Below are 26914 nucleotides of genomic sequence, written 5' to 3' on the forward strand. Positions count from 1 at the left end.
TCGCTTACTACTCGTTGACCGCGCCGAAGAGGGTCGCGATGTTCGCCTCAGGGTCGGTCAGGTTCAGGGTGAGCACCGGGCGGCCGTGCTGCGCCAGCACGGCGCCGTCACCGGCGGCCTGTGCGTTGATCAGCTGGCCGAAGGTGAACGGGCGCTCCGGGATCTGCAGGTCCTGCGGGTGCGTCGAGGTGATCTGCAGGAACACGCCGACCGCAGGGCCGCCCTTGTGGAACTGGCCGGTGGAGTGCAGGAAGCGCGGGCCCCACCCGAAGGTGACGGGGCGCTTGGCACGCGCCGCGATCAGGTCGCGGATGCCGGCGAGCTGGGGCAGGGCGATGCGGTCGACGTAGGCCTGCACCGCGACGTAGCCGTCCTCGGGCAGCTGGGCGAGCAGGGCGCCGATGGCGCTGTCGAGATCGGATGCCCCACCCAGCAGCCCCTCGGTCGCGCGCACCTCGATGCCGGCCTCGGTGAACACCGGGGCCGTCTCTTCGGGGGTGGCGTCGAGCAGCGCACGCGCGGCGGCCTTGGCGGCCTCGACGTCGGGCTGGTCGAAGGGGTTGATGCCGAGCAGGCGCCCCGCGACGGCGACGGCGAACTCCCACAGCACGAACTGCGAGCCGAGCGAGCCCGAGACGAGGATCTCGCCCTCGTGACGCGCCTGGGGCAGCAGGTGGAACTCGGTCGCGTCCTCGACGAGGCGGGCGATCTGCAGGTCGTCGAGCGTCTCGGACAGCTCGGGCGCCTCGGTGCCGAGGACCACCGGCAGCACGCCGGTGCCGAGCTTGCCGGTCGACTCGGCGATGAGCTGCTCGGCCCAGTCGCCGAAGCCGACGAGCGGGCTGCCGTCGGTGACGATGCCGAGCTTGCCCTTCGACGCCATCGCGGCGCCGAGGATGAGGCCGGGGTTCTTCTCGTCGTCGATGGCCAGCTCGCGCAGCACGGCCTCGGCCTCGACGAGCAGCTCTTCGAGGTCGACGCCGGCGAGGCCGGAGGGCACGAGGCCGAACGCGGTGAGCGCCGAGTAGCGGCCGCCCACGTTCGGGTCGGCGTTGAAGACCGTGAAGCCGGCTTCACGGGCGCTCTGGTCGAGCGGCGAACCCGGGTCGGTCACGATGACGATGCGCTCGGTCGGCTCGATTCCGGCGTCGCGGAACGCCTTCTCGTAGATGCGCTTGTGGCTGTCGGTCTCGAGCGTGGAGCCCGACTTCGACGAGACCACGACGGCCGTCGTCTCGAGCCGGTCGCCGATCGCGGCGAGCACCTGGCCGGGGTCGGTGGTGTCGAGGATCGTAAGCTCGACGCCCTCGGTGTTGGTGATCACCTCGGGGGCGAGCGACGAGCCGCCCATGCCGCCCAGGACGATGTGATTCACGCCGGCCGCGCGCAGCTTGTCGCGCAGGGCGTAGATGTCGGCGATGAGCGGCCGCGAGATGTTCACGGCGTCGATCCAGCCGAGGCGCTTGCTCGCCTCGGACTCGGCGTCAGGACCCCACAGGGTGGGGTCCTGGGCGAAGATGCCCGACGCGACGAGGTCCTTCACGAGCGCGGGGAGGGCGGCCTCGACGGCCTCCTTCACCGCGCCGCTGACGTGGATCTGGACCGTCACTTGGCGGCCTCCAGCGAGGACTCGAGCGCGCCCTGGACGGACTCGACGAGCTCGTTCCACGAGGCGATGAACTTGTCGACGCCCTCGGTCTCGAGCAGCTGCACGACGTCCTCGTAGCTCACGCCGACCTTGGCGACGGCGTCGAGCACGCTCGCGGCCTCGTCGTAGGCGCCGGTGATCGTGTCGCCGGTCACCTCGGCGTGGTCGAAGGTCGCCTCGAGCGTCTTCTCGGGCATGGTGTTGACGACGCCGGGGGCGACCAGGCCGGTCACGTAGAGCGTGTCGGGCAGGCTCGGGTCCTTGACGCCCGTCGAGGCCCACAGCGGGCGCTGCAGGTTGCCGCCGGCCGCGAGCAGGCCCTGGGCGCGCTCGGTCGCGAACTCCTGCTCGAAGAGCTGGTAGGCGAGAACCGCGTTGGCGACGCCCGACTTGCTCTTGAGCGCGAGCGCCTCGTCGGTGCCGATGGCGGTCAGGCGCTTGTCGATCTCGGTGTCGACGCGCGAGACGAAGAACGAGGCGACGGAGTGGATCTTCGAGATGTCGATGCCGGCGGCCTTCGCGGTCTCGAGCCCCGTCAGGTAGGCGTTGATGACCTCGCGGTAGCGCTCGAGCGAGAAGATCAGGGTGACGTTGACGCTGATGCCCTTGCCGATGACGGCCGCGATCGCCTCGAGGCCGGCCTTCGTGGCGGGGATCTTGATCAGCGCGTTCTCCTTGCCGACCTTCTTCCACAGCTGCTCGGCCTCGGCGATGGTGCCGGCGGCGTCGTTGGCCAGGTTCGGCTCGACCTCGATCGAGACGCGCCCGTCGACGCCGTTCGTCGCGTCGTAGATCGGCTTGAAGATGTCGGAGGCGTCGGCGACGTCGGCCGTCGTGAGCTCGAAGATCGCCTCGGTGGCCGACTTGCCGGCGGCGGCGAGCGACGCGAGCTTCTCGGTGTAGCCCTCGCCCTTGCCGATCGCGGCGGCGAAGATCGTCGGGTTCGTGGTGACGCCCGTGACGTTCTTCTCGTCGATGAGCTTCTGGAGCCCACCGGAGGTGATGCGGGTGCGCGACAGGTCGTCCAGCCAGATGCTGACGCCCGCGGCGGCGAGCTTCGCGGTAGGAGTAGTCATTTGCTTCTCTTCTTTCCTTGAGATCTCTGGGCTCTCAGACGGTCACTTGCCGTTGGCGGCCAAGGACTCCTTGGCGGCCGCGAGCACGGCCTCGGTCGTGATGCCGAACTTCTCGAACAGGGTCTTGTAGTCGGCCGAGGCGCCGAAGTGTTCGATCGACACGATGCGGCCCTTGTCGCCGACCCAGCTGTGCCAGGGCAGGGCGATGCCGGCCTCGACGGCGACGCGGGCGGTGACGGACGCCGGAAGCACGGACTCCTTGTACTCCGCGCTCTGCTCGGCGAACCACTCCTGGCTCGGCACCGAGACGACGCGGGCGTTGATGCCGTCGGCCTTCAGCTTCTCGCGCGCCTCGACGGCGATCTGCAGCTCGGAGCCGGTCGCGATGAGGATGATGTCGGGCGTTCCGTTCGGCGCCTCGGCGAGCACGTACGCGCCCTTGCCCACGAACTTGGCGGAGGCGAAGGTGTCGCCGGATGCCTCGCCGTCGCCGCGCTCGAACACGGGGATGTTCTGACGGGTCAGCGCGAGGCCGACCGGGCCGCCATGGCGCTTGACGGTCTCGAGCCAGGCATACGCCGTCTCGTTGGCGTCACCGGGGCGCACGATCGACAGGTTCGGGATCGCACGCAGCGCGGCGAGGTGCTCGACCGGCTGGTGGGTCGGGCCGTCTTCGCCGAGGGCGATCGAGTCGTGCGTCCAGACGAAGATCGACGGGATGTCCATCAGGGCGGCGAGGCGAACCGCGGGGCGCATGTAGTCGGCGAACTGCAGGAAAGTGCCGCCGTAGGCGCGCGTCTTGCCGTGCAGGGTGATGCCGTTGAGGATGGCGCCCATCGCGTGCTCGCGGATGCCGAAGTGGAGGATGCGGCCGTAGGGGTTGCCCTGGCCCCACTCAGGCGTGGTGATCGAGCTCGGCAGGAACGAGCCGCCGCCCTCGATGGTCGTCAGGTTCGACTCGGCGAGGTCGGCCGAGCCGCCCCACAGCTCGGGCAGCTGCGCGGCGAGGGCGTTGATCGCCTTGCCGCTCGCGGCGCGGGTCGAGACCTCCTTGCCGGCCTCGAACACCGGCAGCGCCGCCTCGAGGCCCTCGGGCAGCTCGCCGGCCTCGAGGCGGTCGAACAGCGCCTTGCGCTCGGGGTTCGCAGCGGCCCAGGCGTCGAAGCTCTTCTGCCACTCGGCGCGCTGCTGCTTGCCGCGCTCGATCGCGCCGCGGGTGTGGGCGAGGACCTCGGGGTCGACGTCGAAGCTCTTCTCGGGGTCGAAGCCGAGGGCCTTCTTGACGCCCGCGACCTCGTCGGCGCCGAGCTTGGCGCCGTGCACCTTGCCCGTGCCCTGCTTGGTCGGCGACGGGTAGCCGATGAGGGTCTTGAGGATGATGATCGACGGCTTGTCGGTGACGGTCTTGGCCGCCTCGATCGTGTCGAACAGCTCCTGCACGTCCTCGTGGTACTCGCCGGTCTTGAACCAGTCGACCACGCGGACATCCCAGCCGTACGCCTCGTAGCGCTTGGCGGTGTCCTCGGACAGCGCGATGTCGGTGTTGTCCTCGATGGAGATGTTGTTCTTGTCGTAGATGACGACGAGGTTGCCGAGCTGCTGCGTGCCGGCGAGCTGGCCCGCCTCGCTCGTGACGCCCTCTTCGATGTCGCCGTCGCCGGCGATGACGTACACGTAGTGGTCGAACGGCGACGTGCCGGCCGGGGCCTCCGGGTCGAAGAGGCCGCGCTCATAGCGCTGGGCGTAGGCGAAGCCGACGGCCGAGGCGAGGCCCTGGCCGAGCGGGCCGGTCGTGATCTCGACGCCCTTGGTGTGGCGGTACTCGGGGTGGCCCGGCGTGAGCGAGCCCCAGGTGCGCAGCGCCTCTAGGTCGGAGAGCTCAAGGCCCCAGCCGCCGAGGTAGAGCTGGATGTACTGGGTCAGGGAAGAGTGGCCGACCGAGAGGATGAACCGGTCCTGGCCGACCCACTGGTCGTCGCTCGGGTCCTTCCGCATGATCTTCTGCCACAGAAGGTAGGCCGCCGGGGCCAGGCTCATCGCGGTGCCCGGGTGGCCGTTGCCCACCTTCTCGACGGCATCTGCCGCAAGCACTCGGACGGTGTCGACCGCCTTGTTGTCAATGGAATCCCATTGCAGAGCTGCCACTGGAACTGACCCTTCACTATTCAGTGCGGCCGGGTCCTGTTGCATACCCGCCGCTTATCGGTTGTGCCGCCACGGACGTCATTGGCAACCGCGGCGCTTCGCAGACTTCTCCCAGCCGGAAGGTTGGAATGTTGTCTCGTCTGTGTAAAGCCTCGGAAGGCGAGCACCCAACAGCATAGTCGCGCCCGTGCACCCCCAGACCACCTGGGCCGTGAACTAGACTCGGTGCGACACAAAACCCCCTCGAGGAGCCATGGGCATTGCCGTAGAGCGTCAGGCGGAAGCCGGCGAACACAGCGCCCCCGCACACATCGGCTTCGGCCGCAAGGCGTCCGCGTACTTCGCGCTGACGAAGCCTCGCGTCATGGAGCTGCTGCTGGTCACGACGATCCCCGTCATGATCCTTGCGGACAGGGGCCTGCCGAACGTCTGGCTCATCATCGCCACGGTCATCGGCGGCGCCCTCTCCGCCGGCAGCGCGGCGGCGTTCAACATGTACATCGACCGCGACATCGACGCCGTCATGAAGCGCACCAAGAACCGACCGATCGTCACGGGCGAGGTCAGCCCGCGCGAGGCCTACGTCTTCGCGTGGACGCTCGGCGTGGTCTCGACGGTGTGGCTCGCGCTCACCACGAACCTGCTCGCCGCCGGTCTCTCGGTCGCCGCGATCCTGTTCTATGTCTTCGTCTACACGCTGTGGCTCAAGCGCCGCACCGCGCAGAACATCATCTGGGGCGGAATCGCCGGCTGCTTCCCGGTGCTCATCGGGTGGTCGGCTGTCACCGACCGCCTCGACTGGGCTCCGTTCATCCTCTTCGCCGTCGTCTTCCTGTGGACCCCGCCGCACTACTGGCCGCTGTCCATGAAGTACCGCGACGACTACAAGGCTGTCGGTGTGCCGATGCTCGGAGTGGTGCGCGGTAGGGCGCAGGTCGGCCTGCAGGTCATCCTCTACGCGTGGGCGACCGTCGCGTGCTCGCTGCTGCTGATCCCCGTCGCGAACATGGGTTGGCTGTACGCCATCGGCGCGGCCGCCGCGGGCGGCTGGTTCATCTACGAGACCCACCGGCTGTACCACCTGGCGATCAAGCACGAAGACGTCTCGCCGATGCGCGTGTTCCACGGCTCGATCACCTACCTCTCGATCCTCTTCCTGGCGGTCGCCATCGACCCGCTCCTCCACTTCTGAGTACCCGGGATGCCTCTACTGAAGACCCCTCTGGGCTGGGCAGCCGACCGCTGGGCGCTGAGCCCGCGCGTCCTGCGCTGGGCGACCACCTTCGCCCTCGTCATGGGCGTGCTCATCGTGCTCGGCGGCGGCATCGTGCGGGTCACCGGCTCGGGCCTCGGCTGCCCGACGTGGCCCCAGTGCCAGGCGGGCTCTCTGACGGCGACGCCCGAGCTCGGCATCCACGGGTTCATCGAGTTCGCGAACCGCACGCTCACCGACGTCCTCGTCATCGCGGTCGCCTGCGTGATCATCGCAGCGCGGCTGCAGCGTCCGCGCGTGCGCAGCATCACGCGCCTCGCGTGGAGCCAGTTCTGGCTCGTCGTCGCGAACGCGGTCGTCGGGGGAGTGAGCGTGCTCGCGAAGCTCAACCCCTACGTCGTCGCGCTGCACTTCATCATGGCGATGGCCCTGCTCACGTCGATCGCGCTGACCTGGCACCGCGTCCACGAGCAGGCCGATCGCCCGCGCGACGTCGCGCCCGCCGCCAAGGCGCTGAGCTGGGTCACCGCCGCTGTGACGCTCGTCCTGATCGCGGCGGGCACCCTCGCGACCGGCTCGGGGCCGCACTCCGGCCAGGCCGCCGACGGGTCGCCCGTGCAGCGCATGGGCTTCGACTGGCTCGCGGTGACCTGGGTGCACGGGCTCCTCGCGGCCGCGACGCTGGCCCTCGGCATCCTGCTCGTTGTCATCCTGCGGGCGCCGGGCGAGCGCGTCGCACGTGAGCGCGCGATCTTCTTCGTCGCAGCGGTCGTGGCGCAGGGGCTCATCGGCGTGGTGCAGGCGGTCACCGGCCTTCCCAACGTGCTCGTGATCCTGCACGTGGTCGGCGCCGGGCTCGTCTGGATCGGCGCCGTGCGGCTCGTGCTCGACGTCCAGCCGGGGCTGTTCCCCTCCGTGCACCTGGGCGAGACATCCGTAACCGCCGATTCGCGCGAGCCGCGCGCAAGTCTTCGATAGACTCAGAAGGTTCATGGGTGCGCGCCCGCGCATCCGCCAGCCATCCGCACAATCGCCTGTCGCGACGGACTCGTGACCGCCGCAGTGGGTACGGGCGAGCCGGTCTGATAACCGGTTACGGGCGGCAGTAAGCGAGGTAAATCAATGTCAGACGTTCTCATCGACCGTCCTGAGCTCGCGGGCCTCGGCCAGTACGAGTTCGGATGGGCGGACCCGGACGCCGCAGGCGCGTCCGCACGCCGCGGCCTGTCGACCGAAGTCGTCAGCGACATCTCGGCCCTGAAGAAGGAGCCGGAGTGGATGCTGCAGCGCCGGCTTCGCGCGCTCGAGATCTTCGGGAAGAAGCCGATGCCCACGTGGGGCGCCGACCTCTCCGAGATCGACTTCGACAACATCAAGTACTTCGTCCGCTCCACCGAGAAGCAGGCGCAGTCGTGGGAAGAGCTTCCCGAAGACATCCGCAACACCTATGAGAAGCTCGGCATCCCCGAGGCCGAGCGCCAGCGCCTCGTCGCCGGCGTCGCCGCGCAGTACGAGTCCGAGGTCGTCTACCACCAGATCCGCGAGGACCTCGAGGCGCAGGGCGTCATCTTCATGGACACCGACACGGCGCTGCGCGAGCACCCCGAGTTCTTCGAGGAGTACTTCGGCACCGTCATCCCCGCCGGCGACAACAAGTTCGCCGCGCTGAACACCGCGGTGTGGTCGGGTGGCTCGTTCGTCTACGTGCCGAAGGGCGTCCACGTCGAGATCCCGCTGCAGGCCTACTTCCGCATCAACACCGAGAACATGGGCCAGTTCGAGCGCACGCTGATCATCGCCGACGAGGGCTCGTACGTGCACTACATCGAGGGCTGCACGGCCCCGATCTACAAGAGTGACTCGCTGCACTCCGCCGTCGTCGAGATCATCGTGAAGAAGAACGCCCGCGTGCGCTACACGACGATCCAGAACTGGTCGAACAACGTCTACAACCTCGTCACCAAGCGCGCCGTCGCCCACGAGGGCGCCACTATGGAGTGGATCGACGGCAACATCGGCTCCAAGGTGACGATGAAGTACCCGTCGATCTACCTGATGGGCGAGCACGCGAAGGGCGAGACCCTGTCGGTCGCGTTCGCGGGCCCCGGGCAGCACCAGGATGCCGGCGCGAAGATGATCCACATGGCGCCGTACACCCAGTCGTCGATCGTCTCGAAGTCGATCGCCCGCGGCGGCGGCCGGGCCGGCTACCGCGGCGAGGTGCGGGTCGACCCCAAGGCGCACCACGCCGCGAACACCGTGCGCTGCGACGCGCTGCTCGTCGACACCATCTCGCGCAGCGACACCTACCCGGCGATCGACATCCGCGTCGACGACGTGCAGCTCGGTCACGAGGCCACCGTCTCGAAGGTCAGCGAAGAGCAGCTCTTCTACCTGATGAGCCGCGGTCTTCCCGAGGACGAGGCGATGGCGATGATCGTGCGCGGCTTCATCGAGCCGATCGCGCGCGAGCTGCCGATGGAGTACGCCCTCGAGCTGAACAAGCTCATCGAGATGGGCATGGAAGGATCGGTCGGCTGAGTTGAGCACGACATACACCGAGACCGAGGTCCCGGCGCTGCCCAGCGTGCCGGTGCAGACCCGCTCAGAGCGCCCGACGTCGACCAATGTCGACGACTTCGCGAAGGTCACCGGCCGCGAGGCCGTGTGGAAGTACACGCCCGTGGACGAGCTCACCGAGCTCACCGAGGGCGCGCTCGACGGGTCGAGCTACGACTTCCGAGTGGCCAACACCCGAGGCATCCGCACCTCATGGGTCGCGCGCGACCACGAGCTGGTCGGCGCGGCGGGCCTCCCCGAGGACCGCGCGAGCGCCAACGCGTGGACGCACTTCGAGCGCGCGCTGCTCATCGAGTTGAGCGGAGACGACGCGTTCGAGGCGACGCTCACCCGCGCGAGCCTCGGCAGCGCTCCGCGCGCCGCGCACACGATCGTGTCGGTCGCGCCGAACACGCACGCGACCCTCGTGCTCGAGAACCAGGGCGACGCCCAGCTCGCCGAGAACGTCGAGATCGTCGTCGGCGAGGGCGCGAACCTCACGCTCGTCACCGTGCAGGACTGGTCGGATGCCTCGAAGCACGTCGCCGCGCACTTCGCGACCGTCGGCCGCGACGCGAAGCTGAAGCACGTCGTCGTCACGCTCGGCGGCAAGATCGTGCGACTCAACCCCTCGGCCCGGCTCGCCGGCCAGGGCGCAGACTCCGAGCTGCTCGGCGTGTACTTCGCCGATGCGGGCCAGCACCTCGAGCACCAGGTCTACGTGTTCCACGAGGCCGCGAACGGCAAGAGTCGCGTGACCTACAAGGGCGCGCTGCAGGGCGAGGCCGCGCACACGGTGTGGATCGGCGACGTGCTGATCGGGCCCGACGCGGTCGGAACCGACTCGTACGAGCAGAACCGCAACCTGGTGCTCACCGAGGGCACCCGCGCCGACTCCGTGCCGAACCTCGAGATCGAGACCGGCGACATCCTGGGCGCAGGCCACGCGAGCGCCACGGGCCGTTTCGACGACGAGCAGCTGTTCTACCTGCAGTCGCGCGGCATCCCCGAGGACGAGGCGCGCCGCCTCGTCGTGCGCGGATTCCTCGTCGAGATCGTGCAGCAGATCGGGGTGCCGTCTCTCGAGGAGCGCCTGAACGCCGCCATCGAGGACGAGCTCGCCGCGGGGAGCGGTGCCGTTTCAGGGGGCGCTGCCTAATGGCATCCGTCAAGGTGTGCGCGTTCGACGACCTCGTCGTGAACCAGGCCAAGCGCGTCGTCGTCGACGGCGTGCCTGTCGCTGTCGTGCGAGACGCCTCCGACCAGGTCTTTGCGATCGGCGACACCTGCACCCACGGCGACATCTCGCTCTCCGAGGGCTTCGTCGAGGGCGAGACGATCGAGTGCTGGGCGCACGGGTCGCAGTTCTCGCTCACCAGCGGCAAGCCGCTCAACCTGCCGGCCTACGAGCCGGTCCCTGTCTTCGAGGTCGAGATCGCCGACGGCGATGTGCTGATCGACCCTTCCCCCAAGAAAGTGAATGTGTAAATGTCTGTTCTCGAGATCCGCGACCTGCAGACCACGGTCGAGACCGAGCAGGGCACCAAGCAGATCCTCCGCGGCGTCGACCTCACCGTGAAGTCGGGCGAGATCCACGCCGTGATGGGCCCGAACGGCTCGGGCAAGTCGACCCTCGCCTACACGATCGCCGGGCACCCGAAGTACACCGTCACGGGCGGCACCATCACGCTCGACGGCGAGGACGTCCTCGCGATGAGCGTCGATGAGCGCGCCCGCGCCGGCCTGTTCCTCGCCATGCAGTACCCGGTCGAGATCCCCGGCGTCACCAACACCAACTTCCTGCGCACCGCGAAGACCGCCATCGCCGGCGAGGCCCCCTCGATCCGCCAGTGGTCGAAGGACGTCAAGGACGCGATGACGAACCTGCGCATGGACCCGTCGTTCGCGGCCCGCAACGTCAACGAGGGCTTCTCGGGCGGCGAGAAGAAGCGCAACGAGATCCTGCAGCTCGAGCTGCTGAAGCCCCGCTTCGCGGTGCTCGACGAGACCGACTCCGGCCTCGACGTCGACGCGCTCAAGATCGTCTCAGAGGGTGTGAACCGCGCGCATCAGGCATCCGATCTCGGCATCCTGCTGATCACGCACTACACGCGCATCCTGCGCTACATCAAGCCCGACTTCGTGCACGTCTTCGTCGCGGGCAAGGTCGCGGAAGAGGGCGGCCCCGACCTCGCCGAGCGCCTTGAGGAAGAGGGCTACGACCGCTTCGTGTCGGCCCTCGACGCGAGCTGACCATGGCCACCGCACTCGCTCCCGAGAAGTTCGACCAGGTGGTCGAGTCGCTCAAGGACGTCGTCGACCCCGAGCTCGGCGTCAACGTCGTCGACCTGGGGCTCATCTACGACCTCGCGTGGGACGACGAGCACGACGCGCTCATCATCTCCATGACGCTGACGAGTGCCGGCTGCCCGCTGACCGATGTGCTCGAGGAGCAGACCGGCCAGGCGCTGGACGGGGTCGTCGAGCGGTTCCGCATCAACTGGGTGTGGATGCCGCCGTGGGGCCCCGAGCGCATCACCGATGACGGGCGCGACATGATGCGCGCCCTGGGATTCTCGATTTGAGGTCTTAATGCTTGCGGTCTCGAACCTCGAGATCCGGGTCGGCGCCCGCACACTCATGGCGGGCGTCGATTTCCGTGTTCAGAAGGGCGACAAGATCGGACTGGTCGGCCGCAACGGCGCCGGGAAGACGACGCTCACCAAGGTCCTTGCGGGCGACCTGCCGCCCACCGACGGCACCGTCACGCGCTCGGGCGAGCTCGGCTACCTGCCGCAGGACCCGCGCACAGGCGACCCCGAGATGCTCGCGCGCACGCGCATCCTCGACGCGCGCGGCCTGGGCACGCTCAACCTCCAGATCCACGAGGCGACGCTGAAGATGTCGGATGCCGACCCGGCGGTCGCCGACAAGGCGATGCGCCGGTACGCCAATCTGCAGGAACGCTTCGAGGCGCTCGGCGGCTACGCGGCCGAGGCCGAGGCCGCGTCGATCGCGTCGAACCTGAACCTGCCCGACCGCATCCTCGACCAGCCCCTCAAGACGCTCTCCGGCGGCCAGCGGCGGCGCATCGAGCTCGCCCGCATCCTGTTCTCGGACGCGGACACGATGATCCTCGACGAGCCGACGAACCACCTCGACGCGGATTCCGTCGTCTGGTTGCGCGAGTTCCTGAAGAACTATCAGGGCGGCTTCATCGTGATCTCGCACGACGTGGTGCTCGTGGAGGAGGCCGTCAACAAGGTCTTCTATCTCGACGCCAACCGCGCGGTGATCGACGTCTACAACATGGGCTGGAAGAAGTACCTGGCTCAGCGGGCCGCCGATGAGGAGCGCCGCAAGAAGGAGCGCGCCAACGCCGAGAAGAAGGCGTCCGCTCTGCAGCTGCAGGCCGCGAAGTTCGGCGCCAAGGCGACGAAGGCGGCCGCCGCGCATCAGATGATGGCGCGCGCTGAGAAGCTGCTGTACGGCCTCGACGAGGTGCGCCAGGCCGATCGCGTGGCGAAGCTGCGGTTCCCCGAGCCGTCGCCGGTCGGGCGCACGCCGCTCAAGGCATCCGATCTGTCCAAGTCCTACGGGTCCCTCGAGATCTTCACGGCCGTCGATCTCGCGATCGATCGCGGGTCGAAGGTGGTCATCCTCGGCCTCAACGGCGCGGGGAAGACGACGCTGCTGCGCATTCTCGCCGGGGTCGACGAGCCCGACACGGGCGAGCTGGAGCCGGGGCACGGCCTCAAGATCGGCTACTACGCGCAGGAGCACGAGACGCTCGACGTGCAGCGCTCCGTGCTGCAGAACATGGTGTCGGCATCGCCGCACCTGACCGAGACGGATGCCCGCAAGGTGCTCGGCTCGTTCCTCTTCTCGGGCGACGACGTGCACAAGCCCGCCGGGGTGCTCTCCGGCGGCGAGAAGACGCGCCTCGCGCTCGCGATGCTCGTCGTGTCGTCGGCGAACCTGCTGCTGCTCGACGAGCCGACGAACAACCTCGACCCGGCGTCGCGCGAAGAGATCCTCGACGCTCTCGCGCACTATTCGGGCGCCGTCGTGCTCGTCTCGCACGACCCGGGCGCGATCGAGGCGCTGAACCCCGAGCGCGTGCTGATCATGCCGGAAGGCACCGAGGACCTCTGGACGCCCGACTACGCCGAGCTCGTCGAGCTCGCGTAGGGCGATGTCAGAGGCATCGGGCACGATGCCGGCCATGACCATGACGGACTCCGCGACATCCTCTTTGACCCGCGAGCAGGCGCTCGCGTCGCTGCGCGCGCTCGTCGGCCGGCCGGGCGCCGAGTTCCACGACGGGCAGTTCGAGGCGATCTCGGCGCTCGTCGATGAGAGGCAGCGGGCGCTGGTCGTGCAGCGCACCGGCTGGGGCAAGTCCGCGGTCTACTTCGTCTCGACGATGCTGCTGCGGGCGCGCGGCGCCGGCCCGACCCTGCTCGTCTCACCTCTGCTGTCGCTCATGCGCGACCAGGTCGAGGCGGCCGCACGCGCAGGCGTGCGCGCTCTCGCGATCAACTCGGCGAATCGTCACGAGTGGGGCGAGGCGACGGCGCGGCTCGCCGACGACAGCGTCGACGTGCTGCTCGTGTCCCCTGAGCGGCTCAACAATCCCGACTTCCGCGATCGGCAGCTGCCGACGCTGATCGCGCGCACCGGCCTGCTCGTGATCGACGAGGCGCACTGCATCTCCGACTGGGGCCACGACTTCCGGCCCGACTACCGGCGGCTGCGCGAGCTCGTGGCGACGCTCCCCGCGCACGTGCCGGTGCTCGCGACGACGGCCACGGCGAACGAGCGCGTCGTCGCCGATGTCGCCGAGCAGCTGGGCGGCGAGAACGTGCGCACCATCCGCGGTCCGTTGGCGCGCACCTCGCTGCGCCTCGGGGTGCTGACCCTTCCCGACGCAGAGGCGCGCCTCGCCTGGCTGGTCGCCAACCTCGGCTCCCTGCCCGGCAGCGGCATCGTCTACACGCTGACGGTGGCTGCCGCCGAAGACGTCGCGCGCATCCTGCGCGAGGCAGGGCACGAGACATACGCATATACGGGGCGAACGGATGCCGAAGAGCGCGCGGACCTCGAGCAGAGGCTCAAGCGGAACGAGGTCAAGGCGCTCGTCGCCACGAGCGCGCTGGGCATGGGGTTCGACAAGCCCGATCTCGGCTTCGTCGTGCATCTCGGCGCCCCGTCGTCGCCGGTCGCCTACTACCAGCAGGTGGGCCGCGCCGGGCGAGCCACCGAAAGCGCCGATGTGCTGCTGCTGCCCGGCCCCGAAGACCAGGCCATCTGGAACTACTTCGCGACCGCCTCGATGCCCGACGAGGGGAAGGCACTCGCCCTGATCGCGGCACTGAGTGACGCGCCCCAGTCGACGGCCGTGCTCGAGAGCCGTGTCGATCTGAAGAAGTCGGCACTCGAGCTGCTGCTCAAGGTGCTCGACGTCGACGGTGCCGCGCGGCGGGTGCAGGGCGGCTGGGTCGCCACGGGCCGACCTTGGGCGTACGACACCGAGCGCTATCGACGGGTCGCCGAGGCGCGCGCGGGCGAGCAGCGCGCGATGCTCGCCTACGAGCGCACGTCGGACTGTCGCATGCAGTTCCTGCAGCTCGCGCTCGACGACGTCGACGCGCGCCCGTGCGGGCGCTGCGACAACTGCGCGGGGGCGTGGTACCCGACCGCCGCGACCGGTGCCGCGCGCCAGGCGGCGGGCAACGCGCTGAAGCGGGCGGGCGTCGAGGTCGAGGTCCGCAAGCTCTGGCCGACCGGCGCCGACAGCGTCGGGGTGCCGGTGCGCGGCAAGATCCCCGCCGATGAGCAGTGCGAGCCGGGGCGCGCGCTGGCGCGACTCAGCGACCTGGGGTGGGGCGGCCGCCTGCGCGAGCTGCTCGCGAGCGGCGCGCCCGACGAGCCGTGCCCGCCCGAGCTGCTGAGCGCGTGCGTCCAGGTGCTCACCGAATGGCGGTGGGCCGAGCGGCCCGCGGCGGTCGTGTCGATGCCGTCGCGCCGGCGGCCGACCTTCACCGCGTCGCTCGCGCGCGGGCTCGCCGACATCGGGCGACTGCCGTATCTCGGCGCGCTGGGGCTGCGGCACGGCGGCCCGGCGGGCGGCCCCGGCGGGAACAGCGTCTTCCGTCTCGGCTCCGTGTGGGGCCGCTTCGACGCCTCCGATCTCGCGCTGCCGCCCGGCGCCCCCGTTCTGCTGGTCGACGACCTCATCGACAGCCGGTGGACGATCACGGTCGCCGCGCGCGAGCTCCGCCGCGCCGGCGCGAGCGCGGTGCTCCCGTTCGCGGCGGCGCTGCAGGGGTAGCGGCGAGCTACCGTAAGAGGAAGCGTTCAGCGAGACGCGAGAGGATCGAAGGCGGCCCGCCGAGCCGCTCCCAGCCCACGCCCGCCCCGACAGAAGCCAGTAGTCCGTGCCAGATCGTCACCCGCATGGGTCGTTGCAGCGCCGCTCAGCACGCGCTGTCGACATTCGCCGCCCGGGGGCTCTCGAGCGGAAGACGGCCGCCGTCTACGACACGACGACCGAGGGCATGGTCGGGTGGGAGTTCACCCGCACGCGCCGCTGGATCGTCTACATCCTCGCCGCAGTGGTGTTCGCCATCGCCTGCGTCTTCCTCTCGCACTGGCAGTACGACCGCGGCCAGCAGGCGACGCGCTATAACGCGCGCGTCGAGCAGAACTTCCACGCGGCGCCGGTCTCGCTCGACACCGTGCTTCCACGACTCGACGCCTACGACGCCCATGACCAGTGGAAACCCGTCGCGGTCACGGGGGAGTACCTCACGAAGGACCAGCTCTTCGTGCGCACCCGCCCCTGCGGCAACGGCACCGGCTTCGAGGTGCTAACGCCCCTCAAGCTCTCAGACGGCAAGATCTTCATCGTCGACCGCGGCTGCATCGGGCCCGGGTCGGACCCTGCCCGGCCCAAGTCCGAGCCCAAGCCACCGAGCGGCACGGTCAGCCTCGTCGCGCGCATCGAGCCGAGCGAAGCGGTCAAGGGCTCGACTCCCGCGATCCGGAACCAGATCGAGTCGATCAACCTCGAGCAGGTCAGGCAGCGGCTCGGCGGCGGTGCCGTCTACACGGGGGCCTACGGTCTGCTCGACACGCAGACGCCCGCGTCGGCGACGGCGCTGACGAAGGTGGTCACGGGCGCGCCCACCGTCGGCACGGTCATCCACTGGTCCTACATGATCCAGTGGATGCTCATCGCGATGATCGGCTTCGGCGGCCTCTGGTACGCGATGCGCACCGAGTTCCGCCGCCTCAACGCCGACCATCCGGAAGAGCGCGAGCGCGCCCGTAAGCGACGGCAGAGGGCGGCGCGCAAGAAGTTCACCGACGCCGAGATCGAGGACGAGCTCCTCGACGGCTACGTGCCGCTGTCCCGCTGGGGCATCGAGGGCACCGTCTCGGTCCTGCCGCCCGCGCCGCGCAGCTTCGGGGCGATCGGCGGGGCGTCCGCGGCAGGCGCGCCGGGGGCCGATGCGTCGGCATCCTCTCAGCAGTCGCCGCGGCGCGGCCCAGACGTGATCGTCATCCAGCCGAGCGAACCTGCGACGGGTCCTGCTGAACCGGCGGATTCCGGCGACTCGACCGGCCCTGATCGTCACCCCGATCGAGTGGACTGACCATCACGGGGAAGCCCCGTGAGCTCAGGAATCCGTTCAGGAACTCGCGATGCTCGTCGCAGGCGAGCCACGTCTTGAGTCGCCCCTCGGCGTGGATCTTGGGGTTCCGCCAGTCGAGCCGCCACGAGGCGGCCTCTCGGCAGCCCGCACGCGAGCACTCGTGAGCCGTCGGCTCGCCGAACAGGCTCACCGCCGGTCCTCGCGCCGCACGAGCGCGCCGGGCCGCTCGACCTGGCCGCGAGCGCCCGACTGGGCCGCGTTCGCGACGACGACCGCGAAATAGGGCAGGAAGATCGCGCCGAGGGCCGGGATCAGCAGCCACCAGCCGCGCACCCAGATGCAGGCGAGGACGCACAGCACGCGGATGCCCATCATGATCGAGTACTCGAGCATTCGCCGGCGCCGCTCCTGATCGGGGGAGGGCGGCAGCGAGGTGATGGTGTGCGACGTGCTCTTCATGGGCTCCGGTCAAGCCTAAGCCGCGGGTGCCAATACGATTCCTATATGCCTGAATCAACTCCTCGCACCGTGCTCGTCACCGGCGGAAACCGTGGTATCGGCTTCGCCATCGCCGAGGAGTTCGTGGCCCAAGGGCACCGCGTCGCCGTCACGGCGCGCTCGGGCGAGGGGCCGGCCGGCGCCCTCACGGTGCGCGCCGATGTGACCGATGCGGATGCCGTCGACGCCGCGTTCACCGAGGTCGAAACCGCCCTGGGGCCGGTCGAGGTCGTGGTCGCGAACGCCGGCATCACCCGTGACACCCTCATGCTGCGCATGAGCGACAAGGACTTCGACGCCGTCGTCGACACGAACCTCGGGGGCTCCTTCCGCGTCGCCAAGCGCGCCCTCAAGGGCATGCTCAAGTCCAAGCACGGCCGCATCGTCTTCATCTCGTCGGTCTCGGGTCTCTACGGCAACCCCGGCCAGGTGAACTACTCCGCCTCGAAGGCGGGGCTCGTCGGCATGGCGCGCTCGATCACCCGCGAGCTCGGCAGCCGCGGCATCACGGCCAACGTCGTCGCCCCGGGCTTCATCGAGACCGATATGACGGCCGAGCTGCCCGAGGAACAGACCGCCGCCTACAAGAAAGCCATCCCCGCCGGCCGCTACGGCACGGCGCGCGAGATCGCGAAGGCGGTCGCGTGGGTCGCCTCCGACGACGCGGCGTACATCTCGGGTGCCGTCATCCCCGTCGACGGCGGCCTCGGAATGGGGCACTGACCCGCGGGCTTCGGCTTCGCCGGAGCGGCCTCAGCCGCGTAGGCCCAGAAGCGGCAGCAGCTGCGACAGGTCCTGCCGGTCGACGATCACATCGGCCTGCTCGCGCACACGCGGCTTGGCGTTGAAGGCGACCGCGAGGCCGGCGATCGCCATCATCTCGAGATCGTTGGCACCGTCGCCGACGGCGATCGTGCGCGAGGCGGGGATGCCGGAGGCATCCGCCCACTCCTTGAGGGCGGTCGCCTTCGCCAGCGCGTCGACGATCGCACCGTCGACCCGACCCGTGAGTCGACCGTCGGCCACCTCGAAGCGGTTGGCTCGCCAGAAGTCGATGCCGAGCTGCGAGGCGATCGGGTCGAGGACCTCGTGGAACCCGCCGGAGACGACGCCGACCTTGCCGCCCGCGGCGTGCACGGCCTCGATCAGCTCACGCACCCCGGCAGTCACGGTCAGACGCGAGCGGACCTCGGCGAAGGCATCCGTGCTCAGCCCCGCGAGGGTCGCCACGCGCTCGCGCAGCGACGCCACGAAATCGAGCTCGCCCATCATGGCGCGCGTCGTGATGTCTGCCACCAGGGCGGTGGTGCCGGCGTGATCGGCGATGAGTTCGATCACCTCATCGTGCAGGAGCGTCGAATCCGCGTCGAGAACGACCAGGAACGGCGCAGCGACCTGCGCGAGCGAGGAACTCATGGAACGACGCGAACTCCCTTTCCGACCACGACGAGGCCGGACTCGGTGACGGTGAAACCGCGCGCACGGTCGCGCGCGAGGTCGATGCCGACCTCGGCGCCCTGCTCGATGACGACATCCTTGTCAAGAATGGCACGGCGCACGTGCGCGTCGGGGCCGATGGTGACGCGGTCGAAGGCGACGGTGTCGGTGATGTTCGCCCCGGAGTCGATGAGCGTCCACGGGCCGAGCACGCTGCGCTCGACATGCGCGCCCGAGATGACCGAGCCGAGCGAGACGATCGAGTCGATGGTCGCGCCGATCGACCCGCGCGCGTCGCGCACGACCTTGGCCGGCGGTGAGTTCAGCTCCTGCGAGTAGATCGGCCACTCGCGGTTGTACAGATTGAAGATCGGCAGCGCCGAGATCAGGTCCTGGTGCGCCTCGAAGAACGACTCGATGGTTCCCACGTCGCGCCAGTAGGCGCGGTCGCGCGCCGTCGACCCGGGCACGTCGTTGTCCTTGAAGTCGTAGACGCCGGCCTCGCCGCGCTCGACGAAGTACGGCACGATGTCGCCGCCCATGTCGTGGTTCGACTCGGGCCGCTCGGCGTCGCTCTCGACCGCCTCGACGAGCGCGTCGGTGTCGAAGACGTAGTTGCCCATCGAGGCGAACACCTCGTGCGGCGAGTCGGGCAGCCCCACCGGGTCGGACGGCTTCTCGCGGAACGCGCCGATCTTGTCGGGGTGCTTGGCGTCGACCTCGATGACGCCGAACTGGTTGGCGAGCGAGATCGGCTGGCGGATCGCCGCGACCGTCGCCCGCGCGCCCGAGGCGATGTGCGCCTCGATCATCTGCGCGAAGTCCATGCGGTAGACGTGATCGGCGCCGACCACGACCACGATGTCGGGCTTGGCGTCACGAAGCAGGTTGAGGTTCTGCAGGATGGCGTCGGCCGAGCCGGAGAACCAGCGCTTGCCGAGGCGCTGCTGGGCGGGCACCGACGAGACGTAGGAGTTGAGCAGTTGGGGGAGGCGCCAGGTCTGCGAGATGTGGCGGTCGAGCGAGTGCGACTTGTACTGCGTGAGCACGACGAGCTGTCGCAGGTCGGAATTGACGAGGTTCGAGAGCGCGAAGTCGATGAGACGGTACTGGCCGCCGAAGGGCACCGCCGGCTTCGCTCGGTCCGCCGTGAGCGGCATCAGGCGCTTGCCTTCGCCGCCTGCCAGAACAACGCCGAAGATCTTCCTGCCAGCCCTCATGAAACCGACATTAGTTGGCCTCGCGTGCCTGTACTAGCGTCTTGACTATGCGAGTCGACCTCATGACACGTGAGTATCCACCCGAGGTTTACGGGGGCGCGGGGGTCCATGTCGCCGAGCTCGTGAAAGCGCTGCGCACGCACATCGAGGTGCGCGTGCACGCCTTCGGAAAGCCCCGCGATGAGGCGGGCGTGTACTCCTACGGGGTGCCTGCGGAACTGGCATCCGCCAACCCCTCGATCACCACGCTCGGCGTCGACCTGCAGATGGCTCAGGCGGCCGGCGGCGCCGACATCGTCCACTCGCATACCTGGTATGCGAACGGTGCAGGCCACATTGCGAAGCTGCTGCACGGAATCCCGCACGTCGTCACGGCGCACAGCCTCGAGCCCCTGCGGCCGTGGAAGGCCGAGCAGCTGGGCGGCGGCTACCGCGTCTCGAGCTGGATCGAGCAGACGGCATATGAGGCGGCGGATGCCGTGATCGCGGTCTCAGAGGGCATGCGCCGCGACATCCTGCGCTCGTACCCGGCGATCGACCCCGCGAAGACGCACGTCGTCTACAACGGCATCGATCTGTCGGCGTGGCAGCCGAACCCCGACCGCGACGCGGCGCGCGCTCTCGGCGTGGACCCCGACCGGCCCGCGGTCGTGTTCGTCGGCCGCATCACCCGTCAGAAGGGCCTGCCCTATCTGCTGCGGGCGGCGAAGTCGCTGCCCGCCGACGTGCAGCTCGTGCTCTGCGCGGGCGCGCCGGACACCCCCGAGATCATGGCAGAGGTGCAGGGCCTCGTCGCCGAGCTGCAGGCCGAGCGCTCGGGCGTCGTGTGGATCGAGCAGATCCTGCCGCGCGACCAGCTCACCGCCGTGCTCTCGGCATCGACCGTGTTCGTCTGCCCGTCGGTCTATGAGCCGCTCGGCATCGTGAACCTCGAGGCGATGGCGTGCGGGCTTCCCGTCGTCGGCACCGCCACGGGCGGCATCCCCGAGGTCGTCGTCGACGGCGTGACCGGCCGACTCGTGCCGATCGAGCAGATGCAGGACGGCACCGGCACGCCGATCGACCCCGATCGCTTCGTCGCCGACCTCGCCGCCGCGCTCACCGAGGTGGTCGCCGACCCTGCGCGGGCGCGGGTCATGGGGCAGGCGGGCTACGAGCGTGCGAGGGATGCCTTCTCGTGGTCGTCCATCGCCGAGCAGACGGCATCCGTCTACGCCGGCCTGCTCTGATCCGAGCCGTGATCTGCCGATAGGGTTGGAGGCATGTCGAGCACCGTCGTCAGCATGCAGTCCGCCGGAGTCGAGCGCTCAGGCACCACGATCCTCGAGGGCATCGACTGGACCGTGACGAGCGACCAGCGCTGGATCGTGCTCGGCCCGAACGGCGCGGGCAAGACCACGCTGCTGCAGCTCGCGGCCGCTCAGCTCGCGCCCACGGCGGGCACCGTCACCCTGCTCGACGAGAACACGGCCGAGATCGACCCGGCCGAGCTCCGCCCCCATATCGGCTTCGCCTCGAGCTCGCTCTCTCGCCGGCTTCCCTATGGCGAGACCGTGCTCGACATCGTGCTCACCGCCGCGTACGGCATCACCGCGCGGTGGAAAGAGGAGTACGAGGACATCGACGAGCGCCGCGCCCACCGCGTGCTCTCGGAGTGGAAGGTCGACCACCTCGCCGACCGGAAGTTCGGCGAGCTCTCCGACGGCGAGCAGAAGCGCGTGCAGATCGCCCGCTCAGTGATGGCCGACCCTGAGCTGCTGCTGCTCGACGAGCCCGCCGCCTCGCTCGACCTCGGTGCCCGCGAAGAGCTCGTGCAGCTGCTCGGCGGCTACGCCAGCTCGCCCTCGGCGCCGGCGATCATCATGGTGACCCACCACGTCGAGGAGGTCCCGGTCGGGTTCACGCATGCCATCGTGCTCGCGGGCGGCCGGGTCGCCGCTGCGGGGCCGATCGGCGAGACGCTGAACTCCGACGTGCTGTCGGGCGCGTTCGGCATCGGGGTCGAGGTCACCGAGACTGAGGGCCGCTTCACCGCCCGCGCCAAGTCGTGATCGCTTCCGCGACCTGATAGAATCGGTGTTTGGCCCCCTCGCGTGACGCGAGATTGTGTCCTTCAGACCTCGGCGGGCCGACGATTTCGCACTTCACACCTATCCATTCGACTGTTTCAAAGGCACTGACTATGAAGGCTGACATCCACCCGAACTACGCCCCGGTGGTCTTCCGCGACCTGGCTTCGGGCGCGACGTTCCTCACGCGTTCGACCGTGAACAGCGACAAGACCATCGAGTGGGAGGACGGCAACACGTACCCCGTCATCGACGTCGAGATCTCGTCCGAGTCGCACCCGTTCTACACCGGCAAGCAGCGCATCATGGACTCGGCCGGTCGCGTCGAGAAGTTCAACCAGCGCTTCAAGGGCTTCGGCGGCAGCAAGTAAGCAGCCACCGCTCAGCACCTCGCGAAAAGGCCCCGGGTTACCCCGGGGCCTTTTCGCATGCCCGGTGACGGTCTCGCCCGTCAGAAGCGCTCTGGCCAGGTGCCCGTCGCGACGAAGTTGAGGTCGCCGAGCTTGTTCCGGCGGAACTCCGCGTAGCTCTCCTCCTGCTGGCGGAACCAGTCGACCTGGCGTGCGTGCAGCTCGGCCGCCGTCATCGCGAGCTCAGCGGCGAACTTGACGGCGATGGCCTGGGCGACGCGGCCGGCGGCGATCGCGTCGTAGCCGGCGTCGTGCGCGTCGTCGCCGAGGTCGACGCCGTAGAACTGCGCCGTGAGCTCGAGCGTGCGCTTGCCCTTGCGGTAGCGGTCGACGGCCTTGTCGATGACGAGCGGGTCGATCACCGGCAGCGGGTTCTCGAGCGGAGTGACCCCGTGGCGCTTCGCCTCGCGGTTGAGCACAGTGAAGTCGTAGGGCGCGTTGTAGGCGACGACCGGGATGCCCCGCTCGAACAACACCCGCAGGGCCGACACGATCTCGGCGACGCCCGTCGCGGCATCCATGCCCTCGAGGCGCACGCGCTCGGTCGTGTAGCCGTGCACCGCAGCCGCACCGTCGGGGATCTCGACCATCGGGTCGATCACCCAGTCTTGCCGCGACACCGTGATGCCCTGCTCGTTGATGACGCCCACGTGCGCCGTCACGATGCGCGCCGTCTCGGTGTCGACGCCCGTCGTCTCGAGGTCGAAGACGCCCAGCTGCTCATGCCATCCGCTCATGCCTCCAGGGTAGAAGCGACCTCTGACACCCGACTGCTGCGACGCTCGGTAGCCTGAGAGGCGATGCACGAGATCGAGCTTCCCGGCGGGGTCACGCGCTGGGTCGCCTACGGCCCGGAGGGCGACTCGGCCCCGATCATCGCGGTGCACGGCTTCCGCGGCGACCACCACGGCCTCGAGCCGATCATCGAGCGTCTCACCGGCCGCCGGGTGATCGCCCCCGACCTTCCCGGATTCGGGGCATCGGATGCCTTCGCCGATCGCCCACACGACATCGACGGCTACGCGCGCTGGCTCGGCGAGTTCCGCCGCGCCGTCGCCCCCGACGGGACCGTCACGCTGCTCGGGCACTCGTTCGGCTCGATCGTGGTGTCCGCCGCCCTTGCCGATCGCCGCGTCGAGGCATCCCTCGCCGTTCTCGTGAACCCCATCGGCGCGCCCGCGCTCAAGGGCCCCAAGGCGATCGGAACGGCTGCCGCGGTCTTCTACTACTGGCTCGCGCGCGCCCTGCCTGCGCGCGCGGGCAACGGGCTGCTGCGCAGCCCCGCCATCGTGCGCGCGATGAGCATCGCCATGGCGACCACGCGCGACCCTCAGCTGCGGCGCTGGATCCACGGCCAGCACGACGCCTATTTCTCGCTGTTCGCCGACCGCAGCTCTCTGCTCGAGGCGTTCCGGGCGTCGGTGTCGCATGACGTGAGCGAGTACGCCGAGCGGCTCCGGCTGCCCGTGCTGCTGGTGGCCGCCGCGCAGGACCAGATCACTCCGCTCTCGGCCGAGCGCCGGCTCGCCGGCCTGCTGCCCGACGGCACGCTCGAGGTGATCGACGGCGTGGGGCACCTCATCCACTACGAGAAGCCGGCCGAGGCGGCCGCCCTCATCGAGTCGTTCCTCGCGAGCCGCGCGGGGCGCCCCTCGTGAGGGTCCTGTTCGACTGCCGCTACGTGCGCACCGGCCGCCACGACGGCATCAGCCGCTACAGCGCCGAGCTCGTGCGCGAGCTCGCGAAGCTCACCCCGGTCGAGATGCTGATCAGCGACGAGGCGCAGCTCGCGAACCTGCCCGAGCTGCCGTGGCACAAGATCGGCTCGCAGACCGGCCCGGGGGAGCCGTGGCGCGCACGCGAGGTGAACCGGCTTCACCCCGACGTCGTCTTCACGCCAATGCAGACCATGGGGTCGCGCGGGCGCACCTACAGGCTCGTGCTCACCGTGCACGATCTCATCTATTACCGGCACCGCACGCCGCCGCGCTCGATGCCGTGGTATGTCAAGATCGCCTGGCGGCTCTACCACCTGTCGTGGTGGCCCCAGCGCCGGCTGCTCGACGGCGGCGACGCCGTCGTCTCGGTCTCGCAGACGACCGCCGATCTCATCGCCGAGCACCGCCTCACCCGACGCCCCGTGCACGTGGTGCCGAACGCTGCCGCCGACCCGTCGCCCGCCGCGCTCGAGGCGGCGGAGCACCGCCTGCCGCCGGCCGGGTTGCCGCGCCGCCTCGTGCATATGGGCCAGTTCGTGCCCTACAAGAACATCGATGCGCTCGTGCGCGCGATGCCGCTGCTCGGTGCGGACTACGAGCTGCACCTGATGAGCCCCGTGACGGATGCCGAGCGGGCGCGCCTCGCCGATCTCGCCCCGGGCGCCGCGCTCGTCTTCCACAACGGGGCGAGCGACGGCGAGTACGAGACCGCACTGCTCGGCGCCCACGCCCTGGTCACGACCTCGTGGGACGAGGGCTTCGGCATTCCCGTCATCGAGGCGATGCGCGTCGGCACGCCGGTCGTCGCGAGCGACATCGCGATCTTCCACGAGGTCGGGGGAGAGGCGGCGGTGTTCGTGGACCCCGCGTCGCCCGAGGACGTCGCGCGCGGCATCCGCTCGCTTGAGCCCGGGGATGCCTGGACAAGCGCAAGCCGCGCGGGAATCGCGCAGGCGGCGAAGTTCACGTGGGCCGCGTCGGCGCGGGCCCTCTTCGAGGTGCTGCGGTCGGTGGCACCGTGACGGCACGGAGTTCGGACTCCTCTTACGCGGTCACAGCGGCGCCCACCGACCCGCGACTGGCGCCCGCGCACCGCTGATCAACCGGCTTCGTCGCGCTCAGGATCGTCATCGTCATCGTCATCGGGCGGCAGGTCGAACGGAGCGGGCACGACGACGCTCTGCGCCCCGGCGAACGGGTTGTCCGGGTACGTGCGATAGGTGCGACCTGAGGGCGCGCGCCAGTCCTGGACTCCGTCGGCGTATTGCGTGAGGGACCAGCCGCCCTCGTGCTTGACGTAGTGGTGACCCTCGCAGAGCTCCGAGGTGTTCGCGAGGCTCGTCGGGCCGCCGCGGGCGTAGTCGACGGCATGATCGACATCGGTGTAGCGGGACGAAAGGGTGCACGCGGGCGCGCGACAGTGCCCGTCGCGGATGCGCAGGACCCGTCTGAGCCCGGCGGGAATGCGGTAGCTCGTGCGATCGAAGTTCAGAACGGCACCCGTGATCGGGTCGGTCAGAATGCGCTTCAGGCTCGGGGCCATGGCCACCAGTTCGCGCGCACGCTGTGGGTCGATCATGCCGAAACCCGGGATGAGGGCGCCCTGCTCGTTCTTTCCGGCCAGGGTCGCGGCCGGGATGAGCACGTCGACGGTCACCGCCGCTCGCCTGGTCACGGGCAGCGGCGCGGCGGCCCCGCCATCGGCTGCCGAGCCGATGGCAATGTTCCCCTCGGTCAGCAGCTCGACCACGAAATCCGCCTCGAGCTGCTTCCTCGACCGAGGGTCGCCGGCCTGCCGCGCCTCGTTCGCGGCGTTCTCGAGCCCGGCCTTGATCAACGCCGCGTCCGCGCCATCGATGTACGCCTCGAGGTGCGCCATTCCGTCGCGACCGGCGGTGATGTCGACACGCCGCTTCGCATATGCACGGTCGTGGCGCTCACCGAAGGAGTCCTTCTCGAGCGCTTCGAGAATCTGCTTGGCCTTGCGCCGGAACGGCGACGGCGCGAGCCGCTTGGCCCAAGGCAGCAGCGCATGCTCTGCCTCGCGCCGGCTGCCGCGCTCGAGGTGCCCGGTCACCGCGATCAGCTCGTGCGCGTGGGCCCGCGAGATCTCACCGGCTTCGAGGCAGGCCAGCGTGTCCGTCAGCTCGTTCGCCAGGGTCCACGCCTCACCGAGCTTCACCTCGACCGCCTGGATCGACGTGTTCGTCGATGCGGCCACCTCCATCGCGATGGATCGCACCGCCAGCTCGTGCCGACGCGTCACCGTCTGCGGGTCACCCGCATCGATGGCGTCTTCGCCGGCTGCACCCTCGGCGTCGTAGAGCAGCCCCGCGAGAATGCGCACCTCGTGTGCTTCGAGACGAGCGATCTCGCGCCGCCCCGCGCACACTCGCTCGTATTGCTCGGCCTGCCACGACTGGCCGAGCACGAATGCGGAATTCTCCACATCGAGATCGAACGAGACTTCTAATGTCATGGCGTCAGTCAACCATGAACCACTGACATCGGCCCAGGAACTTCGAAAGCTGTGGACAACCCATTCGTATTCAGCTACGAATGTGTAGTCGGTTCCGCGAGATACGTCTGATTTACCCAGACGGCGGCATCCGCGAGCTCCACGCGCCTACACCTCGACGTCGACGTCGAGTTCCTCGAGCCCCGCAAGCTCGGCCGCGGCGACGTTGAAGGCGACGAGCCGCAGCTCGCCGTCGACCACCTCAAGATCGTGCACCGACGCGTTCCCGATCGCCTCGCCCTTGGCCGGGCGCGCACCGTCGGTCAGGTGCCTCGCGACGGCCCCGATCACGCCGCCGTGGGCGACGACGAGAATCCGCTCGCCTCGGTGCTGCGCCGCGAGCCCCGACAGCGCCTCGAGAACCCGCCCGAGCAGCGCCGCGTCGTTCTCCCACTCGGGAACGTCGGCGCGGTCGTCGCCGAACGCCGCGCGGATCTCGGGGCCGGTCATGCCCTCGGCGCGACCGTAGCTGCGCTCCTCGAGCCCGGGAACCGCCACCGGGCCCGGCATCCCCAGCTCGCCCGCGATGATCTCGGCGGTCTCGAACGCGCGCACGAGAGGCGAGGCATAGATGCCGTCGAAGCGGCGAGCGCGCAGCGCGCGCCCGGTCTCGTGCGCCTGCTCGCGCCCGGTGTCGTTAAGGGGGATGTCGCTGCGGCCCTGAATGCGCCCGTCGCGGTTCCAATCGGTCTGGCCATGTCGGACGAGGGAGATGCGGGTCACCCGCCCAGTCTGTCAGTCG

Annotated in this window: 25 protein-coding genes; 16 read left to right on the top strand and 9 right to left on the bottom strand. The window is 69.4% G+C overall.

The annotated features are described in order from the left end of the window. Positions 1-7: 7 nt before the first annotated feature. The 3 genes from ABD716_RS14210 to tkt are packed head-to-tail and all read right to left on the bottom strand — an operon-like array spanning position 8 to position 4869. A complete protein-coding gene (locus tag ABD716_RS14210) occupies positions 8-1609 on the bottom strand; it encodes a glucose-6-phosphate isomerase (protein WP_344777970.1) in 1602 nt (533 codons plus the stop codon). After that, entirely contained in the window at positions 1606-2724 is a 1119-nt protein-coding gene (gene tal, locus ABD716_RS14215; protein WP_344777972.1) for a transaldolase, read from the bottom strand. Before tal ends, ABD716_RS14210 begins: the two co-directional genes overlap by 4 nt. Positions 2725-2766: 42 nt before the next feature. Beyond that, entirely contained in the window at positions 2767-4869 is a 2103-nt protein-coding gene (gene tkt / locus ABD716_RS14220; protein ID WP_344777974.1) for a transketolase, read from the bottom strand. Between the two features lie 253 nt (positions 4870-5122). Here tkt and ABD716_RS14225 point away from each other — a divergent pair, with 253 nt between their 5' ends. The 10 genes from ABD716_RS14225 to ABD716_RS14270 all read left to right on the top strand — a co-directional run bounded on the left by ABD716_RS14225 (position 5123) and on the right by ABD716_RS14270 (position 16302). Continuing rightward, a complete protein-coding gene (locus tag ABD716_RS14225; RefSeq protein ID WP_344777976.1) occupies positions 5123-6061 on the top strand; it encodes a heme o synthase in 939 nt (312 codons plus the stop codon). Positions 6062-6070: 9 nt separating this feature from the next. Further along, positions 6071-7060, top strand: coding sequence for a COX15/CtaA family protein (locus tag ABD716_RS14230; RefSeq protein WP_344777978.1), 990 nt, complete (start codon positions 6071-6073; stop codon positions 7058-7060). A 144-nt stretch (positions 7061-7204) separates the two neighbouring features. Further along, positions 7205-8623 carry a Fe-S cluster assembly protein SufB gene (gene sufB / locus ABD716_RS14235; RefSeq protein ID WP_344777980.1) on the top strand — a complete coding sequence of 473 codons (1419 nt, stop codon included), beginning with the start codon at positions 7205-7207 and terminating at the stop codon, positions 8621-8623. Position 8624: 1 nt separating this feature from the next. After that, positions 8625-9800, top strand: a complete 1176-nt coding sequence (gene sufD / locus ABD716_RS14240) for a Fe-S cluster assembly protein SufD (RefSeq protein WP_344777982.1) — start codon at positions 8625-8627, stop codon at positions 9798-9800. Continuing rightward, a complete protein-coding gene (locus ABD716_RS14245) occupies positions 9800-10129 on the top strand; it encodes a non-heme iron oxygenase ferredoxin subunit (RefSeq protein ID WP_344777984.1) in 330 nt (109 codons plus the stop codon). The genes sufD and ABD716_RS14245 overlap by 1 nt, the downstream gene beginning before the upstream one ends. Beyond that, positions 10130-10894 carry a Fe-S cluster assembly ATPase SufC gene (sufC, locus tag ABD716_RS14250; protein WP_344777986.1) on the top strand — a complete coding sequence of 255 codons (765 nt, stop codon included), beginning with the start codon at positions 10130-10132 and terminating at the stop codon, positions 10892-10894. Between the two features lie 2 nt (positions 10895-10896). Then, the gene (locus ABD716_RS14255) at positions 10897-11226 is read left to right on the top strand and encodes a metal-sulfur cluster assembly factor (protein WP_344777988.1); all 330 of its coding nucleotides are present in this window, start codon (positions 10897-10899) and stop codon (positions 11224-11226) included. A gap of 7 nt (positions 11227-11233) precedes the next feature. Next, the gene (locus ABD716_RS14260) at positions 11234-12832 is read left to right on the top strand and encodes an ABC-F family ATP-binding cassette domain-containing protein (RefSeq protein ID WP_344777990.1); all 1599 of its coding nucleotides are present in this window, start codon (positions 11234-11236) and stop codon (positions 12830-12832) included. A gap of 40 nt (positions 12833-12872) precedes the next feature. Continuing rightward, the gene (locus ABD716_RS14265) at positions 12873-14975 is read left to right on the top strand and encodes a RecQ family ATP-dependent DNA helicase (protein ID WP_344778434.1); all 2103 of its coding nucleotides are present in this window, start codon (positions 12873-12875) and stop codon (positions 14973-14975) included. 106 nt (positions 14976-15081) lie between these two features. Further along, a complete protein-coding gene (locus ABD716_RS14270; protein ID WP_344777992.1) occupies positions 15082-16302 on the top strand; it encodes an SURF1 family cytochrome oxidase biogenesis protein in 1221 nt (406 codons plus the stop codon). A gap of 186 nt (positions 16303-16488) precedes the next feature. On the opposite strand, the gene ABD716_RS14275 is transcribed toward ABD716_RS14270, so the two are convergent. Beyond that, a complete protein-coding gene (locus ABD716_RS14275) occupies positions 16489-16761 on the bottom strand; it encodes a DUF3099 domain-containing protein (protein ID WP_344777994.1) in 273 nt (90 codons plus the stop codon). Positions 16762-16806: 45 nt separating this feature from the next. On the opposite strand from ABD716_RS14275, the gene ABD716_RS14280 reads away from it, so the two are divergent. Beyond that, on the top strand, positions 16807-17523 hold the full coding sequence (locus ABD716_RS14280; RefSeq protein WP_344777996.1) for a beta-ketoacyl-ACP reductase: 717 nt from the start codon (positions 16807-16809) through the stop codon (positions 17521-17523). A 30-nt stretch (positions 17524-17553) separates the two neighbouring features. On the opposite strand, the gene serB is transcribed toward ABD716_RS14280, so the two are convergent. Both serB and glgC read right to left on the bottom strand, forming a co-directional pair. Then, a complete protein-coding gene (gene serB / locus ABD716_RS14285; RefSeq protein ID WP_344777998.1) occupies positions 17554-18216 on the bottom strand; it encodes a phosphoserine phosphatase SerB in 663 nt (220 codons plus the stop codon). Further along, positions 18213-19457 carry a glucose-1-phosphate adenylyltransferase gene (glgC, locus tag ABD716_RS14290; RefSeq protein WP_344778000.1) on the bottom strand — a complete coding sequence of 415 codons (1245 nt, stop codon included), beginning with the start codon at positions 19455-19457 and terminating at the stop codon, positions 18213-18215. The genes serB and glgC overlap by 4 nt, the downstream gene beginning before the upstream one ends. 47 nt (positions 19458-19504) lie before the next feature. Here glgC and glgA point away from each other — a divergent pair, with 47 nt between their 5' ends. From glgA to ABD716_RS14305, 3 genes are all read left to right on the top strand, one after another. Further along, positions 19505-20686, top strand: coding sequence for a glycogen synthase (gene glgA / locus ABD716_RS14295; protein WP_344778002.1), 1182 nt, complete (start codon positions 19505-19507; stop codon positions 20684-20686). 33 nt (positions 20687-20719) lie between these two features. Further along, positions 20720-21508, top strand: coding sequence for an ABC transporter ATP-binding protein (locus ABD716_RS14300; protein ID WP_344778004.1), 789 nt, complete (start codon positions 20720-20722; stop codon positions 21506-21508). A gap of 131 nt (positions 21509-21639) precedes the next feature. Further along, positions 21640-21897, top strand: coding sequence for a type B 50S ribosomal protein L31 (locus ABD716_RS14305; protein WP_344778006.1), 258 nt, complete (start codon positions 21640-21642; stop codon positions 21895-21897). A gap of 80 nt (positions 21898-21977) precedes the next feature. Here the strand turns inward: ABD716_RS14305 and ABD716_RS14310 are convergent, their stop codons facing one another. Beyond that, entirely contained in the window at positions 21978-22673 is a 696-nt protein-coding gene (locus tag ABD716_RS14310; RefSeq protein WP_344778008.1) for a 3'-5' exonuclease, read from the bottom strand. A 63-nt stretch (positions 22674-22736) separates the two neighbouring features. Between ABD716_RS14310 and ABD716_RS14315 the strand changes: the two genes are divergently transcribed. Both ABD716_RS14315 and ABD716_RS14320 read left to right on the top strand, forming a co-directional pair. After that, a complete protein-coding gene (locus tag ABD716_RS14315; RefSeq protein WP_344778010.1) occupies positions 22737-23594 on the top strand; it encodes an alpha/beta fold hydrolase in 858 nt (285 codons plus the stop codon). Further along, positions 23591-24676 (top strand): glycosyltransferase family 4 protein, encoded by a 1086-nt coding sequence (locus ABD716_RS14320; RefSeq protein ID WP_344778012.1) that lies wholly within the window; start codon positions 23591-23593, stop codon positions 24674-24676. The genes ABD716_RS14315 and ABD716_RS14320 overlap by 4 nt, the downstream gene beginning before the upstream one ends. A gap of 77 nt (positions 24677-24753) precedes the next feature. On the opposite strand, the gene ABD716_RS14325 is transcribed toward ABD716_RS14320, so the two are convergent. Continuing rightward, positions 24754-26133 carry an HNH endonuclease gene (locus ABD716_RS14325; RefSeq protein WP_344778014.1) on the bottom strand — a complete coding sequence of 460 codons (1380 nt, stop codon included), beginning with the start codon at positions 26131-26133 and terminating at the stop codon, positions 24754-24756. 147 nt (positions 26134-26280) lie between these two features. Beyond that, positions 26281-26895 (bottom strand): histidine phosphatase family protein, encoded by a 615-nt coding sequence (locus tag ABD716_RS14330; RefSeq protein ID WP_344778016.1) that lies wholly within the window; start codon positions 26893-26895, stop codon positions 26281-26283. Positions 26896-26914: the final 19 nt, after the last annotated feature.

This window comes from Gryllotalpicola kribbensis (assembly GCF_039538245.1).
Lineage (GTDB): Bacteria > Actinomycetota > Actinomycetes > Actinomycetales > Microbacteriaceae > Gryllotalpicola > Gryllotalpicola kribbensis.

Coding starts and splice junctions, on each gene's coding strand:
- ABD716_RS14315 (WP_344778010.1), top strand. CDS start 22,737: ATGCACGAGATCGAGCTTCCCGGCGGGGTCACGCGCTGGGTCGCCTAC.
- glgA (WP_344778002.1), top strand. CDS start 19,505: ATGCGAGTCGACCTCATGACACGTGAGTATCCACCCGAGGTTTACGGG.
- ABD716_RS14260 (WP_344777990.1), top strand. CDS start 11,234: ATGCTTGCGGTCTCGAACCTCGAGATCCGGGTCGGCGCCCGCACACTC.
- glgC (WP_344778000.1), bottom strand. CDS start 19,457: ATGAGGGCTGGCAGGAAGATCTTCGGCGTTGTTCTGGCAGGCGGCGAA.
- serB (WP_344777998.1), bottom strand. CDS start 18,216: ATGAGTTCCTCGCTCGCGCAGGTCGCTGCGCCGTTCCTGGTCGTTCTC.
- tal (WP_344777972.1), bottom strand. CDS start 2,724: ATGACTACTCCTACCGCGAAGCTCGCCGCCGCGGGCGTCAGCATCTGG.
- ABD716_RS14305 (WP_344778006.1), top strand. CDS start 21,640: ATGAAGGCTGACATCCACCCGAACTACGCCCCGGTGGTCTTCCGCGAC.
- ABD716_RS14255 (WP_344777988.1), top strand. CDS start 10,897: ATGGCCACCGCACTCGCTCCCGAGAAGTTCGACCAGGTGGTCGAGTCG.
- ABD716_RS14300 (WP_344778004.1), top strand. CDS start 20,720: ATGTCGAGCACCGTCGTCAGCATGCAGTCCGCCGGAGTCGAGCGCTCA.
- ABD716_RS14230 (WP_344777978.1), top strand. CDS start 6,071: ATGCCTCTACTGAAGACCCCTCTGGGCTGGGCAGCCGACCGCTGGGCG.
- ABD716_RS14310 (WP_344778008.1), bottom strand. CDS start 22,673: ATGAGCGGATGGCATGAGCAGCTGGGCGTCTTCGACCTCGAGACGACG.
- ABD716_RS14245 (WP_344777984.1), top strand. CDS start 9,800: ATGGCATCCGTCAAGGTGTGCGCGTTCGACGACCTCGTCGTGAACCAG.
- ABD716_RS14275 (WP_344777994.1), bottom strand. CDS start 16,761: ATGAAGAGCACGTCGCACACCATCACCTCGCTGCCGCCCTCCCCCGAT.
- sufC (WP_344777986.1), top strand. CDS start 10,130: ATGTCTGTTCTCGAGATCCGCGACCTGCAGACCACGGTCGAGACCGAG.
- ABD716_RS14225 (WP_344777976.1), top strand. CDS start 5,123: ATGGGCATTGCCGTAGAGCGTCAGGCGGAAGCCGGCGAACACAGCGCC.
- sufB (WP_344777980.1), top strand. CDS start 7,205: ATGTCAGACGTTCTCATCGACCGTCCTGAGCTCGCGGGCCTCGGCCAG.
- ABD716_RS14280 (WP_344777996.1), top strand. CDS start 16,807: ATGCCTGAATCAACTCCTCGCACCGTGCTCGTCACCGGCGGAAACCGT.
- ABD716_RS14265 (WP_344778434.1), top strand. CDS start 12,873: ATGACGGACTCCGCGACATCCTCTTTGACCCGCGAGCAGGCGCTCGCG.
- ABD716_RS14325 (WP_344778014.1), bottom strand. CDS start 26,133: ATGACATTAGAAGTCTCGTTCGATCTCGATGTGGAGAATTCCGCATTC.